This is a genomic window from Streptomyces sp. B15 (assembly GCF_018070605.1).
Classification (GTDB): Bacteria; Actinomycetota; Actinomycetes; order Streptomycetales; family Streptomycetaceae; genus Streptomyces; species Streptomyces smyrnaeus.
Genome location: NZ_JAGPXJ010000001.1, coordinates 141,682 through 157,448, shown reverse-complemented (window position 1 = coordinate 157,448; position 15,767 = coordinate 141,682). Strand labels below are relative to the sequence as shown.

Below are 15,767 nucleotides of genomic sequence, written 5' to 3'. Positions count from 1 at the left end.
CGATCGGCGGCAACGGCACGCGTCGCCGGATTTGCGGTTTCCGCAAACGGTTTTGTCGTTCTGTCCCTCCCCGGGGCAGCTTGGTGGTCACTCGCCGGACCGGCGACGGGCCATCGACCACTACCGAGGCAGGACACATGGACGAACAGTTCTGGGACGAGAAGTACCGCAGCAGCGACCAGGTCTTCAGCGGCGCCCCCAACGGGGTGCTCGTCACCGAGGCGACCGACCTGCCGCCCGGACAGGCGCTCGACGTCGGGTGCGGTGAAGGCGCCGACGCGCTCTGGCTGGCCAGGCGCGGCTGGCAGGTCACCGCGATCGACATCTCCCGCACCGCCCTGCGACGGGCGGCCGCCACCGGGGCCGACCTCGAGGACCGGGTGGCGTGGACCCATATGGACCTGACCGCCGCCTCACCCCCGGCCGCCTCCTTCGACCTGGTGTCCGCCCACTACCTCCCGCTCCGGCGCCAGCCGGACCATGCCGCGCTGCGCGGCCTGCTGGACGCCGTGGCTCCCGGCGGGACCCTGCTCTTCGCCGGACACGACCTCGCCGACCTGCCCCCGCGTTCGGAACTGGACCTCGACCCCGCCGACTTCTGCCAGCCGGGCGACGTCGCCGGCCTCCTCGACCACGACTGGGCCGTCCTGATCAACGAGACCCGTCCCCGGACCAGCCCGACGCCCGCGGGCACGCACCACACGCACGACGTCGTGCTGCGGGCCCGACGCCTGCGGTGACCGGCGGTCCGACGGCACCCGCGCCGCGCTGGGAACAGCGGTGGGTAACCGCCTTGTGACACGGTCGACAGGGGTCGTTGTCAGTGGGGTGGGGCATGCTTGCGGACATGAGTGTGGATGCGGTCGGAGTTTCCGGTGTGGGCGTGGGTGCTTCGGAGTTGGGCCGGATCGAGGGGGCGTTGCGGGCGTCCTGGGGCGCGGACACCTGTGCCCCGGACGATCTGGCGCGCGCGGGCTGGAGTCCGGCCAACCCCGCGTGGGGGCAGTGCGATGTGACGGCGCTGGTGGTGCACGACCTGCTGGGCGGGGAACTGATGTGCGGGGAGGTGTACGCGGTGAACGGCGAGCGGCAGGGCTTCCACTGGTGGAACAGGCTGCCGGACGGCTCCGAGGTCGATCTCACCGGTGACCAGTTCCGCGCCGGCCAGGTCGTCATGGAAGGCGTCTCCGTGCCCCGCCCGATGGGTCATTCGCTGCGCAGAGCCGCGGAGTACGCGCTGCTGCGCGGGCGGGTGTGGGAGCGGCTGGGGCTTCGGCCGGGGGGTGCGGCCGGGGGCGCGTGCGGTCCTGGCCCCCGGAGCGGGGCGGCCGTCAGAGGTGCAGCGGCACCGTGCCGAGGTTCGCGCGGCGCCGGCTGATGGGCGGAACGCCTCCTCGGCCCGGCCGAGGGGGGCGCATGCCGCCGCCGTAGTGCTCTCAGGCCAGCGGCATCTTGAAGCCGAGGTGCGACGCCTGGAAGCCCAGGCGCTCGTAGAAGCGGTGTGCGTCGACGCGGGTGGCGTCGGAGGTGAGCTGCACCAGAACACAATCCTGGCGCCGGGATTCGGCGACGGCCCACTCGATGAGCCGGGTGCCCAGACCGCTGCCGCGGAAATCGGCGTGGATGCGTACGGCCTCGATGAGGGCGCGGGCGGCTCCCCGGCGGGACAGCCCCGGGATGACCGTGAGCTGCAGGGTGCCGGCCGTCTTGCCGCCGATCTCCGCGATGACGAGGTGCTGGTTGGGGTCGGCGTCGATCCGGTCGAACGCTGCGCGGTACGGGGCGAGGTCGGACGGTGTCTCACGGGCCGCGCCGAGCGCGTCGTCGGCGAGCATGGCGACGATCTCGGGGATGTCCTCGGCGGTCGCCCGGCGGACGGTGAACTCCTCGGCGGGCGGCTCGGCGGCGGAGGTCGCCGCGCCGGTGGAAGGCGTGGTCATCCTCCGAACCCTACGCCCTGTGGTCACGGCCACAGCGGCGCGGGCACGCTGCGCGCGGTCCCGGCCGGGGGCGATCCGGGTGCTCGGCGGGAGGTCCACGCGTTCGGTGGGGCCGGGTGCCGTCAGGCCGTTCGCTCGGCGGGGGCGAGGGCACGGACGGCCGCGCGCGGCCGGCGGGGCGAGCTCCGGACGGGCCTCCGCCGCGTTCAGCGCTTCGCGGAGGGCGGCGTCGTGCGTGGGGCGGGCCGCGTCCAGCAGTGCGTGGCCCTCTTCGGTCACGTCCGTGTAGATGCCGCGCCGGTCGTCGGGGCACAGGTACCGCCGCAGCAGCCCCCGGTCCTCCAGCCGCGTGACCCGTCGTGTCGTCGCGCTCTGGCTGAGGACCACGGCGTCGGCGAGCTGATGCATACGGAAGTGGCCGCCGTCCCCGTCGTGCTGCTCGCTCAACACGTCCAGCAGCGAGAACTCACCTCGCCCCCGCAATCAACGCCCGGATCGATCGGTCCGGCCACCGGCGGCGGACGGCTGTGGTGGACGGCGGGGAGCGGGAGCGCGGCGGCGCCCCCGCCTCGTCATCCCCCACGGCTTCAGCACCGAGACGACCGTCATGAACGTGTAGGCGCCCAGCGAGACGACCGGTGGGATCACCAACTCGTACGGCAGGACCGGACGTCCGGCGAGGACGTCGGCAACCGTGCTGTCGATCCGTACGCGGAAGGCGAGGACGCTCGCCGACGCCGCCGCCAGGGTGAGCCAGAACTTGATCCAGATCCACCAGTACCGTGCCAGCCCCCACCTGGTGCCCAGGGACAGCAGCACTCCGCTGACCAGGGTGGCCAGGGCGAGCGGGCCGAGCAGCCAGTCTCCGAAGACCTTCATGGAGCGGTACGCCGCCTCGGCCACCGCGTCGGAGTCGGTGAGGGCAGCGGTGAGGCCGAGCGCGAGCAGGCACAGCGTCATGCCCAGCCAGCCGGCCGAGGCGCAGACATGGAGCGCGAGGGTGCCCCTGCGGGCACGTCGGGAGAGTTGCCGCATGTTCCCGACTGTGCCGTCGGCCGCCGCGTACGGCGTCCGACGGCGGGAGTATCCGCGACTGCTCGATGCCGAGTACGTGAACGCGCGCATACGGCGGTACCCATGCCCGGTCGTACGATCGCGGGTATGCATCGGGTTCAGCATGCGACCGCGCGATCCGCGCCGGACCGGCCCCGCCCCCGGCTCCACCTCTTCGACCTCGACGGCACGCTGCTGTACGGATCGGCGGCCTCCGTGGAGATATCCCAGCAACTCGGCGTCGAGAAGGAGATCAAGGAGCTCGAACGGTCCTTTGCGGAACGGAAACTGACACCCCCGCAGTTCGCGCTGCGCGCGTGCGCGCTGTGGTCGGCGCTCAACGAGGAGATCGTGGCCGCCGCCTTCGCGGGAGCGCCGTGGCTGGCGGGTATCCAGGAGGTGTGGTCCCGGATCAGGGCGAACGGGGAGCGGTGCGCCGTGATTTCCCTCTCGCCGGATTTCTTTGTACGGCGACTACTGGATTGGGGGGTCGACGTTACCCACGGTTCGCGGTGGCCGGAGGTTCCGCCTGTAATTCCGAACGGAAGTACGAAGTATCCGATGCGTCCCCTCGACCCGGACGGGATTCTTTCACCGTCGTCGAAAGTCAAGATCGCGAAGGAGCTGTGCGCCCAATTCGGGGTCCGGGCCGAGGACTGCGTGGCGTACGGGGACTCCCTCTCCGACGCCGAACTGTTCGCCGCCGTCCCGGTCTCCGTGGCGGTCAACGCCGACGAGCACGTCCGCTCCCTCGCCTCGTACCACTACACCGGCCGTGATCTCCGGGACGCCTACGGACTGGTCCCTGACGCACGGTAATTCATGTTCCCGTTCCGAATGGCGGAATTCGTCGGAACCGGGAACAGGGGTTGTGGCGTGAAGGCTTCACGGTATGGTCGGGTCCCTCCCGCATCGTGCTGTAAGGACAGCAAAGGTTTCCTTGCTCGATGCGTGCAGGGGGCGGTTTACCGGAACATTCGGAACGCGGATGTGCACAGAACGTCCGGAAGAGGTACGAGGCGAGGCGAGCATGAGCACCATGTCGGGCAGCGACGGTGCGTCCGCCGCTGGCAACGGCGGACGGGGATGGTTCACCCCGGCGTCCGACGCCGAAGCCGCGGAGCGCCCCGCGCCAGGCGCACTGGACGCGGCACCGGCCCCGCAGGGCCGCACCGGGACGGCCGCAGCTGAGCCGGGACCGGAGCGCAGGGCGGAAGCGGAACCGCAAGCGGAAGCGGCACCGAGGGCCGAAGCGGCACCGGCCCCTGCCCCTGCCCCTGCTCCTGCCACCGCCACCGGACCGCTCGCCGACTCCGAGTTGATCCGGACGTCCATGGACGAGCTCGAACGTTCCGCCGACGCGGCGACCGCCTACTTCTACGCGCTGCTGTTCGTGCAGTACCCGCATCTGCGCGAGATGTTCCCGGCCGCCATGGACAACCAGCGGGACCGGCTCTTCCGCGCCCTGCTGACCGCCGTACGCCTCTACGACGACGGCAAACTCCTCGGCGACTACCTCGCCAACCTGGGCCGCGGCCACCGCAAGTACGGCACCCTGCCCACCCACTACCCGGCCGTCGGCGAGTGCCTGATGGCGGCGATCGCGCGCTACGCCCCCAACAGCTGGGGTTCGCGCACCGAGGCGGCCTGGGTGCGTGCCTACACCGCGATCTCCCAGACGATGATCGACGCGGCTGCCGAGGACGAGCGCCGGGCACCGGCCTGGTGGGACGCGGAGATCGTCTCGCACGAGCTCCGCACCCCGGAGATAGCCGTGATCACCGTCCGCCCGGACCAGCCGTATCCGTTCCGCGCCGGGCAGTACACCAGCCTGGAGACCCCTTGGTGGCCCCGGGTGTGGCGGCACTACTCCTTCGCCTCGGCCCCCCGCCCCGACGGGCTGCTGACCTTCCACGTCAAGTCCGTGCCCGCCGGGTGGGTCTCCACCGCGCTGGTGCAGCGCGCCCGCCCAGGTGACGTGCTGCGGCTCGGCCCGCCGGCCGGCTCGATGGTCGTCGACCACCGCGCCGACAGCGGTCTGCTGTGCCTGGGCGGCGGTACCGGTATCGCTCCCATCAAGGCGCTGGTCGAGGATGTGGCCGGTCAGGGCCGACCACGCCCGGTCGAGGTCTTCTACGGTGCCCGCACCAGCCACGACCTCTACGACCTGGAGACCATGCTGCGCCTGAAGGAGCGCCACCGCTGGCTTTCCGTACGGCCGGTGGTCGCGGCGGGCGCGGCGCAGGCCGCCGCCGAGGCGCTTGCGGGCGAGCTTCCCGACGCGGTACGCAGATACGGCCCCTGGGCCGCGTACGACGGCTATCTGTCCGGGCCGCCCGGAATGATCAGAACCGGAGTCGAGACGTTGGTCGGGCTCGGCATCCCCACACATCGCATACGCCACGATTCCCTCGACGAACTGGTCGCGCAGGGGGTCTGAGTGGTGGGGTGTGCGGATCGTGGCTGTCGAGGGCCGGCCGGCTGAGGAAAGGGACGAGTGGCGGCGTTGAGTGACGCGAACGGAAACGGCGGCGGGTCCGCGGGGCACATAGCGGGCACGGACCACGGCCCGCCGCGGCAGCGGTTGCCCGGCAGCGACGGGGAACACGCGCTGCAGCAGCGGATCGGCTCGGACGGTCGCGCCAACCGGTTCTACCAGGACCAGGTGCTCGACCATCTGAACGAACGGATGCGGGAGTTCACCCGGCAGCAGGAGATGTTCTTCCTCGCCACCGCCGACCGCCACGGCGAGTGCGACAACAGCTTCCGCGCCGGACCGCCCGGGTTCCTGCGGGTGCTGGACGAGCGGACGCTGGTCTTCCCCGAGTACCGCGGCAACGGCGTGCACGCCAGCCTCGGCAACATCCAGGAGAACCCCCATGTGGGGCTCCTGCTCATCGACTTCCTCCGCGCCCGGATCGGACTGCACATCAACGGCCGCGCCGAGGTGCTGGACGACGCCGAACTGCGCCCCTGGGTCCCGGACCTGCCGCAGGACCCGGTACCGGGGCGGCGGGCCGTGCTGTGGGTCCGGGTCGAGGTGGAGGAGGCGTACATCCACTGCGCCAAGCACATCCCCCACCTCCAGAAGGCTCCGCGCCGCCCGGCGCGCGAGTGGGGCACCGACGACTACAAGCGCAAGGGCGGCGACTTCTTCGGTGCCGCCCGCGACGCCCGTGAGGCCCGCCGCGATGCTGCGGCCTCGGACGAGAAGACCCCGAGCGCATCGGCGCCCAGCACGTCGGCCGCGAGTACGTCGGCGCCGAGCCCGCAGATCCCGAGCCCTCGGGCCGCGGAGGTTCCGGCTTCGAAAACTCCGGCCTCGGGTGGTGCGGACGAGGTCGAAGGCGGCAGGGCCGAGGAGACCCTCACCCTCGCGGCGCCGCCGCTGCCGACCACGCCCGCTTTGCCACCCGTGCCCGCCACACCGCCCATGCCGACCACACTGCCCGTGCCCGGGGCCGAGCCGGCCCACGCGCACCTCACGGCGGCCGAACCCGCTGTGCGCCCGGACCCCTCCGGGGAGCGGGAGCAGTCCTCGGAGCCCGAGCGGGCAGAGAGGACTGCCTCCGGCCCCGGGACCGGCCCCGAGCCGCTGCCGCGGCGGCGGCATGCCGCCGCGTCGGCCGCCGTTCCCGCCGCGTCCTCGGCGGTCTCCGCCGCGATGTCGGCACGCTCCGGGAACGGGGAGATGGGCGAGCACGCCCGGGACATCTCCGCCTGGCGGCTGGAGGCCGAACGGGCGCTGGCCGAGGCGCAGCGCCGGGGCCGGAACGCCGAGCCGGAGGACGCTCCCGAACCCGCCCCGTTCCAGAGCTGGTTCGGATAGCGGACAGTGGACGGGCGGCGGTCGGCCGGGCGGTGCTGCGCGCTCAGCCCAGGTCGGGCGCGAGCAGGGATCGGACGCCCTCGATGTTGGCGGCGAGATAGGCCTGCAGCGACGGCGGTACGACCTCCACCGAGGTGACGCCCTCCGGGGTGAAGGGCAGCCGTACGATCTCGTACTCCCCCTGCGGCTCCTCCACTTCGGGTCCGTGCCGTAGGCGGGGGTTGAGGGAGACGAGTCGGCACACGAAGAAGTGCTGAACCTTCACTCCACCCGGTGTCTCCTCGGGATCACTCACGGTGTCCACGAAGGCGGGCACCACATCGGTGATCTCGGCCCCCAGTTCCTCGGCCACCTCGCGGTGCAGGGCGTCCACCACGGTCCGGTCGACGTCGGGTTCGACGCCGCCTCCCGGTGTGATCCAGTACGGCTCCTGACCGGGCTTGGTGCGCTTGATGAGGATCAGCTCCGCGGGTCGGCCCCGGCCGCCTCCGGGCGCGAGGAGGATGGCGCGGGCAGTCCGCTTGACCACGGGACGTTCGACGAACATGCAGGAGGTCTGGCCCACATCGCCCCGGGCCAAACCCTCCGCTTTCGTCACCGTGAGTGGCGGGCCATTAAATCTCCCGATAAGTCCATACCGATAAGTGATTGGACACTGACGTTGAGTCAACTACTCTTGTCGTCTGCGCTGCTTCGCGCGTAGAGCCGGGCGGTTCGTGGCAAGAGGGGGGAGCCACGAACCGCCCTTCACGCTTCACGGCGGTGGCGCGGCGGGACCCGCGTGCCCACCGAGCCACCGGACTCCATGAGCGCTGTGCCGGGGCTGTGTCCGGAGCCGACGTAGCGCCGACGGCGTTCGGTGCTCACATCGCCGCCCCGCTGCCCCATGAGTGCCGCGTCAACGGCGACCGAGCACAAGCCGCTACCGCATCACAGCCGAGGGCGCTCGCCAACTGCGCGCCGTACGCCACTGAGCCGCCGTTGAGTGTCGAAACCTGTCTTCACTTCGTCAGGCACATCTCGTCGCCCCGATCCTGCCCAAGAGGCACATGGAGCATGAGGTCGGAAAGCATCATGGCTGGGGCGGTCGTCTGCACGGCTTTCAGGCGGCCATTCTGGCGCGACCCCTCGCACATCACCGCCCCCAATCGGGCACCAACGGGCAGGTTCAAGCCTGCCCGCCCCGCGGTCAGCGTAAGAGGCCCCGATCCACGAACGGGAGACGGCTGCCTCCCGTCAGAGCGGCCGGCCGTCGAAGGGGCCGACGGAGCCGGGCTCGAACGTCGCGCCGAGGTCGTACTGCGCGATCCCAAAAGGTCGAAATTCGGCATCAGCAAGGACGCGGTAGAGGAACTCGGAGGTGGACATGTCGTACCGATGCCATGGGCCGCCGTCATGGGACCGCGCAAGGACGGGGTAATCGTCCGGCCGCTCGGCATCGACCAGCCAGCAGTACTCGTCAGCCCATTCGGTGGAGCCCCAAGCAACCACCCCCTTGCCGCCCGGCGCGTAGACCGCATAGGGATCGACGGGGGAGACATCTCCGTACCTGTCGTCCTGGTCGACCGAGAGGGAGACCCGCCACTGTGTCAGGAAGTTGAACGAGACGCCCTCGGCGAGCCCGAGAAAGTAGATGGAGTCACTGAAGACGCCGCCACCGAACGCCTCGCAGAGCTTCTTGTAGTCCGCCGGCAGCGCCACCCCCAGCTCTCCCTCGATCGCCCCCCAGTCGACGGAGATCCCGAGCGGCTTCCACCCGGTCAGCCCGATCACTCGCTGTACCCACGCACAACAATCATCGGGCAGTTCAGCCTCTACTTCCGCTTCGATCTCCGCCCAGGGCTGTGCGGTGTCCCGCGCGTCCCAACCTGTGACATGGAGAAGAGAGTCCCCCCAGGAAGCTTCCTCCGGCGGTGCAGCCCGCTCCGCCACGAGCACCATCAGCTGTTCGCCGCCCCCCGCACGGACCACACCGCAGCCGATCCACCGACTGCCGCACGCCCACCCGCGCATCTCGACCAGCTCCCCCGCGAAGGGAGCAAGGAGCGGCAGCCCGGTCCGCTCGGTCACCGTCGGATCGGCGTAACCGCCCATGACGAGGTTGCGCAGCTGCCCGTACCGACGGCTGAACTCCCTGAGGAGAGTGGACAGGTTGATTGTGTCGGAAACAGTCAGGCACACATGCCCCGCCGGGTGCCCAGACCGGGCGCACACCAATTCCCGCCTGCCCGGCCGAACCACGGAGGTAACGGCTTCGAGCAGTTCCTGTTCGTCCATGGCCAGAGAGTGAAACACATGCCACAGACAACGAGCCTGAACTGCGACCCGGCTGACATCCACGACTGACATCAACGAGGACGAGCGGCGCCGACAAGCGTCCTTCGTCGAAGTCGAGAAGGTTTGCCAGAGCCCGCCGAGTACGCGCACGGCTGCGTGAACGACTGGCATGGGCCTACGCCGTCGACGGGAAGGCCGGCGAGACCGCACGGGCTCTGGACATCGCCGCCGCGAGTTGGGCCGACACCACCGACCCCGCAGGCGTCGTGGCCTGATCGCGGGTCTCCCTTGCCGTCGCCCTCTGAAGGAAAAGAGTCATGCCCGCGAGCCTGTCCGAGTCGTCGGGTGCCGCTCCGGAGCACCGTGGAGGTGCCGCGGGCCAGGGAAGGTGATCACCTTCTACCAGGCAAAGCGGCCCCGGGGCCCGGGGCCGCTTTGCCTGGCGACGCGACTGGATCAGTCCGCGATGGGCAGGTACACCCGGTTCCCACTCGCCGCGAACTCCCTCGACTTCTCCAGCATCCCCGCCTCGATTTCCTCGGCGGACGCGCCCTCTTCACCGCCGAACTGCTCTGTGATGCTTCTGCTGATCTTCATGCTGCAGAACTTCGGGCCGCACATGGAGCAGAAGTGCGCGGTCTTGGCCGGCTCGGCCGGCAGCGTCTCGTCGTGGAAGGAGCGGGCCGTTTCCGGATCGAGGGCCAGGTTGAACTGGTCCTCCCAGCGGAACTCGAAGCGGGCGTCGGACAGGGCGTCGTCCCAGTCCTGCGCCCCCGGGTGGCCCTTGGCCACATCGGCGGCGTGGGCGGCGATCTTGTAGGTGATCACGCCGGTCTTCACATCGTCCTTGTCCGGCAGCCCCAGATGTTCCTTCGGGGTGACGTAGCAGAGCATCGCCGTGCCCCACCAGCCGATCATCGCCGCGCCGATGCCGCTGGTGATGTGGTCGTAGGCGGGGGCGATGTCCGTGGTGAGGGGGCCCAGTGTGTAGAACGGGGCCTCCTCGCAGACCTCCTGCTGGCGGTCGACGTTCTCCTTGATCTTGTGCATGGGTACATGGCCCGGGCCTTCGATCATGGTCTGCACGTCGTGCGCCTTGGCGATCCGGTTCAGCTCGCCCAGGGTGTCCAACTCGGCCATCTGCGCGGTGTCGTTGGCGTCCGCGATCGAGCCGGGCCGCAGCCCGTCACCGAGCGAGAACGTCACGTCGTACGCGCGCAGGATCTCGCACAACTCGCTGAAGTGCTCGTACAGGAAGCTCTCCTTGTGGTGCGCCAGGCACCAGGCCGCCATGATGGAGCCGCCGCGCGAGACGATGCCGGTCTTGCGGCGCGCCGTCAGCGGGACGTAGCGCAGCAGCACACCGGCGTGCACCGTCATGTAGTCGACGCCCTGTTCGCACTGCTCGACGACGGTGTCCTTGTACACCTCCCAGGACAGCTCCTCCGCCTTGCCGTCCACCTTCTCCAGCGCCTGGTAGAGCGGCACCGTGCCGATGGGGACGGGGGAGTTGCGCAGCACCCACTCGCGGGTGGTGTGGATGTTGCGGCCGGTCGAGAGGTCCATCACGGTGTCGGCGCCCCACCGGGTCGCCCACGTCATCTTCTCGACCTCCTCCTCGATGGAGGAGGTGACGGCGGAGTTGCCGATGTTGGCGTTCACCTTCACCAGGAAGTTCTTCCCGATGATCATCGGCTCGGTCTCCGGGTGGTTCACATTGGCGGGCAGTACGGCGCGGCCCGCGGCGATCTCGTCCCGGACGAACTCGGGGGTGAGGTTCTCGCGGAGGGCGACGTACTCCATCTCCGCGGTGATCTCGCCCCGCTTGGCGTACGCGAGTTGGGTGACGGCCGTACCGGCCCGGCCGCGGCGCGGCTGGCGCGGACGGCCCGGGAAGACCGCGTCCAGGCCCGCCAGATCGGCCTGGTTGCCGCGGACCAGTCCGCCGCGCGGGCTGGTGTGCTTGATGCCGTCGTCCTCGGGCCGCAGCTCCCGGCCCGCGTACTCCTCGGTGTCTCCCCTCTGGACGATCCAGTTCTCGCGCAGCGGTGCCAGTCCGCGGCGCACGTCGGTTTCGATGTCGGGGTCGGTGTACGGCCCGGAGGTGTCGTAGAGCGTCACGTCCGTGCCGTTGGTGAGATGCACCCGTCGGACGGGGACCCGGATGTCCGGGCGCGTTCCTTGCAGATATCCCTTGTGCGAGCCGATGGCCTTCTCGGCCCCGGTGTCCGACGCGTTGTCGGCGCGCGCGTGTGCATCCTGCGTGGTCATGAGACCCACTCCCTACGCCGGCATTACCCGGTAACAGGTTCGGCGGTCGGCGCAGCCGTTTCCGTGGTTCCTTCCACGGAGGTCAGCGCCCTCTCAGCCCCGTGCTCGGAGCTCCCGCGATGTGCAAAGGCGTCTCTACGCTAACGGCACACGGCCCGCACTGAACACCCCGCACGGCCGTTCTTGCGATGATCGGGCGGTGACCCACTCCGACTCCGCCGATGCCGCGCCTGAGTCCGGCCCCGCCGCCGGCCCCGGACACCCGCAGGCCCATGGCCACTCGCAGGCCCATGGCCACTCGCATGCCCACGCACACGGGCCCGCCGCGCCCGTGTCCCGCCATCTGCGGAAGGTCATCGCGGCCGTGCTCGTGCCGTTCGCGGTGGCGGTGTTGACGGGGCTGGTGGTGCTGTGGCCGGGAGGCGCCCCGGGCCACGGACACGACCACTCCGGTGTCGGTTTCGACCGGCCGACCTTCGACGCGAAGGTCGTGGAACTGGCGGAGGTGGACTGCGACAAGGTCAACGTCCAGCAACCACCCCCCTCCTCGGGCGGTGGCACGCAGTCCCCGGGGGGCACACCGCAGGACGGCGAGCACGGGCCGTGCCACAAAGCGACGGTGGAGGTCACCGAGGGCAAGGACAAGGGCCATACCTTCACCGAGGTGGTGCCGCCGGACTCCACCCGCACCTACTCCGTCGGTCAGGGCGTCGTCGTCGGGTACTCCGAGAAAGCGCCGCGCAAGCTCCAGTACAGCGTTGTCGACACCGACCGCGATCTGCCGATGGTGCTGCTCGCCGGCGTCTTCGCGCTCGTGGTGGTGCTGGTGGGCCGGCTGCGCGGGGTGCTGGCGCTGGTGGGCCTGATCATCAGCTTCGCCGTACTGACGCTGTTCATCCTGCCCGCGATACTGCAGGGCTCCAATCCGCTGGTGGTCGCGGTGGTCGGGGGCAGCGCCATCATGCTGGCCACGCTGTATCTGTGCCACGGCCTGTCGGCCCGTACCTCGGTGGCGGTGCTGGGGACCCTGGTGTCGCTGCTGCTGATCGGGGTGCTCGGCTCGCTGTTCATCGGCTGGGCGCAACTGACGGGAAACACCGACGATCAGACCAGCCTGGTGCACGGGCTGTACCCCGGCATCGAGATCCGGGGGCTGCTGCTGGCGGGTGTGCTGATCGGCTCGCTCGGCGTGCTCGACGATGTGACGGTCACCCAGACGTCGGCCGTCTGGGAACTGCGGGAGGCCGATCCGGGGGCGAGCTGGCGGCGGATCTACCGCTCCGCCATGCGGATCGGGCGCGATCACATCGCGTCCGTGGTCAACACTCTGGTACTGGCCTACGCGGGTGCGGCGCTGCCGCTGCTGCTGCTGTTCTCCATCGCGCGCAGCGATGTGACGATGGTCGCCACGAGTGAGGTGGTCGCCGAGGAGATCATCCGTACGCTCGTCGGCTCGATCGGCCTGGTGGCCTCGGTTCCGGTCACCACCCTGCTGGCCGCGCTGGTCGTCTCGGCCGACCGGAGCCGTCCCCAACAGGCCGCCCCGCGTGTGGAGGGTGGTGCCCCGCCCGGTGCCCCGCCCGGCCCCCCGCCGAGCATCCCGGCTCCCTCCTCCGGCGGCCCGGCAGCGGCTCGCCGCCCGGCCATCGGTGCCCGCGGCAGGCGCCGCAAGCCGAAGTGAGGGGTTACTCCGGGCCCGCGCCGCCTGCCGCGGACAGGAGGGGCGGCGCGGGGCGCGAGGGGGTCACCAATCGCTGCGGCCGGAGGCGCCGGCCTTGAAGCGGCGGACGAGGTAGACGACGCCGCCGACCAGGGCGACGAAGACCAGCACCTTGAACAGCAGACCGACCAGGAAGCCGACCACGCTGGCGATCAGGCCGCCGAAGACGACCAGCGCGATCACCGGTATCACGATCCATGTGACCCACCACGGCAGGCCGGAGAGGGTGCCTTTCGCGTCCATGACTGTGTACTCCGTATCGAAGAGTTTTGAAGGCTTTGTGCCCTCTGGCCCCGATGCTAGGCCGCACCGCAAGCCGACGGGGCGGCCCGGGCCCCGGTCCTCCCCTGAAACCGACCCTGAGGCGACCCTGACGGCCGGGGGAGCACGGAGCGCGCCGCGCGTGAGCCGGCTCAGCCCTCGGGGGGCGAGAAGACCACCAGGACGCGCAGGTCCTCGGAGATGTGGTGGAACTTGTGCGCCACCCCGGCCGGTACGTAGACGACGCTGCCCCGCGCCACGTGCGTGGTCTCCTCCCCGACGGTGATCGAGCCGCGCCCGCTGACGACGAAGTAGATCTCGTCCTGGGCGTGCGGCTGCTGCCGGTCGGCGGCGCCCGCGTCCAGTGCGTAGAGGCCGGCCGACATGTTGCGCTCGTGCAGGAACCGCAGGTACGCGCCGTCGTTCACGGCGCGCTCCGCCTCCAGTTCCTCCAGCCGGAATGCCTTCACCGCTGTCCCCTCTCCCTGACCGGGCGCCTGTTCTGCAACGATCTGAGTATGAACTTCCTCATCAAGACGCTGGCCAACGCAGCAGCCCTTGCCGTGGCGACCTGGCTGCTCAGCGATATCGAGCTGACCGGTGGCTCCGGAGGTGAGAAGGCGCTGACCCTGCTGGTCGTCGCCCTGATCTTCGGCGTCGTCAACGTCGTGGTCAAGCCGATCGTGAAGCTGCTCTCGCTACCGCTGCTGGTGCTCACGCTCGGGCTGTTCACCCTGGTGATCAACGCGCTGATGCTGATGCTGACCTCCTGGGTCGCGGACAAGCTGGACGTGAGCTTCCACGTGGACGGCTTCGGTACCGCCTTCCTCGGCGGCCTGATCATCTCGATCGTCGCCTGGGCCCTGCACATGGCACTCGACCGGGACCGGGACTGACGGCGCGTGTACCACGTGTGCTTCGTGTGTACGGGCAACATCTGCCGCTCCCCCATGGCCGAGGCCGTCTTCCGCGCGCAGGTGCGGGACGCGGGTCTGGACGGGCTGGTGAGGTCAGCAGCGCCGGCACCGGGAGCTGGCACCTGGGCGACCCGGCCGATCCCCGTACGGCCGCCGTGCTGGACACCGCCGGTTACCCGCTCCGCCACATCGCGCGCCTGTTCGAGCCGGACTGGTTCGACCGGCACGATCTCGTCGTCGCGCTCGACGAGGGCCACGCCGCCGAACTGCGGGCCATGGCGCGCAACACGGTCGAGGCCGCGAAGGTGCGGCTGCTGCGCTCCTACGACCCCGAGGCCGACCCGGACGAGCTGAGCGTGCCCGATCCCTACTACGGCGGCGCGGCCGGCTTCGAGGTGTGCCTGGCCATGGTGGAGGCCGCCGCCCCGGGGCTGCTGTCGGAGGTCTCGGCCGCCGTCGCGGCCCGGGAGGCGGGCTGATGGGCGGGGCGGCCGAGGCCGGGGCCGGCGATGGGGCCACCGCCGGACCGCCACGGCCCGTCGCCCGCACGGCCGAACTGCTCGGCCTCCCGGCACGGGCCGCCACCCCGGTCGGCGGCGGCTCGATCTGCGACGCGTACCAGGTACTGCTGTCCCACGACCCGGCCGACGCACCGGGCGGCGCGGGCGGCGTCGGCGGCGTGGCCGGTGCGGGCGGTGCCCGAGGCGCCGCTCCCGCGGGCCAGGACCCGCCCGGTGTCGTCTTCGCCAAGGCGCTGGACGCCGCGCCCGCCGACTTCTTCGCCGCCGAGGCCGCCGGGCTCGCGCGGCTGCGCGCCACCGGAGCCGTCCACGTTCCCCAGGTGTACGCGGCCGAGCGGGACGTGCTCGTCCTGCAGTGGGTGGAGCCGGGCGCCCCCGACCGGTCCGCCGCCGAACGGTTCGGCCGCCAGCTGGCCGCGCTGCACGAGAGCCCGGCCCCGTCCTGGGGCACCCCCGGCGAGCCCTGCTACCTCGGGCCGCTGCCGCTGACCTCGCCGCCCGGGCCGGTCGCCGACCCGGCAGCCTGGCCCCGCTTCCACGCCGAGCACCGGCTGCTGCCGCTGCTGCGCGCCGCCGTGGACAGCGCCCACATCGGGCCGAGGGACGCGCGGGACATCGAGCGGCTGTGCGAGCGGCTGGACGACGAGGCGGTCATGGGCCCTCCGCAACCGCCCGCCGTCATCCACGGCGACCTGTGGTCGGGGAATGTGCACTGGTCGGCGGACGGCCGGGCCGTGCTGATCGACCCGGCGGCACAGGGCGGTCACCCCGAGACGGACCTGGCGATGCTCCAACTGTTCGGCTGCCCCGAACTGCCCCGCGTCCTCGCCGCGTACGAGGAGGTACGCCCGCTGCCCGGCCGCCAGGCCCGCGTACCGCTGCACCAGCTCCAGCACCTCCTCGTCCATGCCGTGCTCTTCGGTGGGGGTTACGGTGCGCAGAGCGGTGCCGCCGCGCGCGCCGCCCTCGGGTGAGCAG

At 70.9% G+C, this 15,767-nt stretch carries 14 protein-coding genes, 3 pseudogenes and 1 riboswitch; of the genes and pseudogenes, 9 read left to right on the top strand and 8 right to left on the bottom strand.

The window, feature by feature from the left end; genetic code table 11:
* The first annotated feature begins 137 nt into the window (after positions 1-137).
* Entirely contained in the window at positions 138-740 is a 603-nt protein-coding gene (locus KBY19_RS00750; RefSeq protein WP_210964895.1) for a bifunctional 2-polyprenyl-6-hydroxyphenol methylase/3-demethylubiquinol 3-O-methyltransferase UbiG, read from the top strand.
* Between the two features lie 107 nt (positions 741-847).
* Complete coding sequence (locus KBY19_RS00745; protein WP_099882756.1) at positions 848-1,378, top strand: hypothetical protein; 531 nt, start codon at positions 848-850, stop codon at positions 1,376-1,378.
* Positions 1,379-1,436: 58 nt separating this feature from the next.
* On the opposite strand, the gene KBY19_RS36110 is transcribed toward KBY19_RS00745, so the two are convergent.
* The 3 genes and pseudogenes from KBY19_RS36110 to KBY19_RS00735 form a co-directional block, all read right to left on the bottom strand.
* Complete coding sequence (locus KBY19_RS36110) at positions 1,437-1,940, bottom strand: GNAT family N-acetyltransferase (RefSeq protein WP_247690483.1); 504 nt, start codon at positions 1,938-1,940, stop codon at positions 1,437-1,439.
* Positions 1,941-2,243: 303 nt separating this feature from the next.
* Positions 2,244-2,390, bottom strand: a pseudogene (locus KBY19_RS37145) (MarR family transcriptional regulator); the annotation flags it as partial.
* A 33-nt stretch (positions 2,391-2,423) separates the two neighbouring features.
* Positions 2,424-2,975, bottom strand: a complete 552-nt coding sequence (locus tag KBY19_RS00735; protein ID WP_099882752.1) for a DUF2269 domain-containing protein — start codon at positions 2,973-2,975, stop codon at positions 2,424-2,426.
* Between the two features lie 126 nt (positions 2,976-3,101).
* Here KBY19_RS00735 and KBY19_RS00730 point away from each other — a divergent pair, with 126 nt between their 5' ends.
* From KBY19_RS00730 to KBY19_RS00720, 3 genes and pseudogenes are all read left to right on the top strand, one after another.
* Positions 3,102-3,812 (top strand): HAD family phosphatase, encoded by a 711-nt coding sequence (locus tag KBY19_RS00730; protein ID WP_099882750.1) that lies wholly within the window; start codon positions 3,102-3,104, stop codon positions 3,810-3,812.
* A gap of 211 nt (positions 3,813-4,023) precedes the next feature.
* Positions 4,024-5,433, top strand: a complete 1,410-nt coding sequence (locus KBY19_RS00725; RefSeq protein WP_210964893.1) for a globin domain-containing protein — start codon at positions 4,024-4,026, stop codon at positions 5,431-5,433.
* A 171-nt stretch (positions 5,434-5,604) separates the two neighbouring features.
* Positions 5,605-6,168, top strand: a pseudogene (locus KBY19_RS00720) (pyridoxamine 5'-phosphate oxidase family protein); the annotation flags it as partial.
* Positions 6,169-6,865: 697 nt separating this feature from the next.
* On the opposite strand, the gene KBY19_RS00715 reads toward KBY19_RS00720, so the two are convergent.
* From KBY19_RS00715 to thiC, 3 genes are all read right to left on the bottom strand, one after another.
* Positions 6,866-7,369 carry an NUDIX domain-containing protein gene (locus KBY19_RS00715; RefSeq protein ID WP_099886638.1) on the bottom strand — a complete coding sequence of 168 codons (504 nt, stop codon included), beginning with the start codon at positions 7,367-7,369 and terminating at the stop codon, positions 6,866-6,868.
* A 689-nt stretch (positions 7,370-8,058) separates the two neighbouring features.
* Positions 8,059-9,099: an SMI1/KNR4 family protein gene (locus tag KBY19_RS00710; RefSeq protein WP_210964892.1), complete on the bottom strand. Its 1,041-nt coding sequence runs from the start codon at positions 9,097-9,099 to the stop codon at positions 8,059-8,061.
* 456 nt (positions 9,100-9,555) lie between these two features.
* Complete coding sequence (gene thiC, locus KBY19_RS00705) at positions 9,556-11,370, bottom strand: phosphomethylpyrimidine synthase ThiC (protein WP_210964891.1); 1,815 nt, start codon at positions 11,368-11,370, stop codon at positions 9,556-9,558.
* A riboswitch (TPP riboswitch) is annotated at positions 11,363-11,498 on the bottom strand. Its footprint overlaps the gene before it by 8 nt.
* Before the next feature lie 71 nt (positions 11,499-11,569).
* Between thiC and KBY19_RS00700 the strand changes: the two genes are divergently transcribed.
* Positions 11,570-13,051 (top strand): YibE/F family protein, encoded by a 1,482-nt coding sequence (locus KBY19_RS00700; protein ID WP_210964890.1) that lies wholly within the window; start codon positions 11,570-11,572, stop codon positions 13,049-13,051.
* Between the two features lie 63 nt (positions 13,052-13,114).
* Here the strand turns inward: KBY19_RS00700 and KBY19_RS00695 are convergent, their stop codons facing one another.
* Positions 13,115-13,333: a DUF5326 family protein gene (locus tag KBY19_RS00695; RefSeq protein WP_099886637.1), complete on the bottom strand. Its 219-nt coding sequence runs from the start codon at positions 13,331-13,333 to the stop codon at positions 13,115-13,117.
* A gap of 170 nt (positions 13,334-13,503) precedes the next feature.
* Positions 13,504-13,821, bottom strand: coding sequence for a cupin domain-containing protein (locus tag KBY19_RS00690; RefSeq protein WP_185017581.1), 318 nt, complete (start codon positions 13,819-13,821; stop codon positions 13,504-13,506).
* Between the two features lie 48 nt (positions 13,822-13,869).
* Here KBY19_RS00690 and KBY19_RS00685 point away from each other — a divergent pair, with 48 nt between their 5' ends.
* From KBY19_RS00685 to KBY19_RS00675, 3 genes and pseudogenes are all read left to right on the top strand, one after another.
* A complete protein-coding gene (locus tag KBY19_RS00685) occupies positions 13,870-14,247 on the top strand; it encodes a phage holin family protein (protein WP_099882742.1) in 378 nt (125 codons plus the stop codon).
* 54 nt (positions 14,248-14,301) lie between these two features.
* Positions 14,302-14,747 (top strand): annotated as a pseudogene (locus KBY19_RS00680) (low molecular weight protein-tyrosine-phosphatase).
* Entirely contained in the window at positions 14,747-15,763 is a 1,017-nt protein-coding gene (locus KBY19_RS00675) for a fructosamine kinase family protein (RefSeq protein ID WP_210964889.1), read from the top strand. The pseudogene KBY19_RS00680 and the gene KBY19_RS00675 overlap by 1 nt, the downstream one beginning before the upstream one ends.
* Positions 15,764-15,767: the final 4 nt, after the last annotated feature.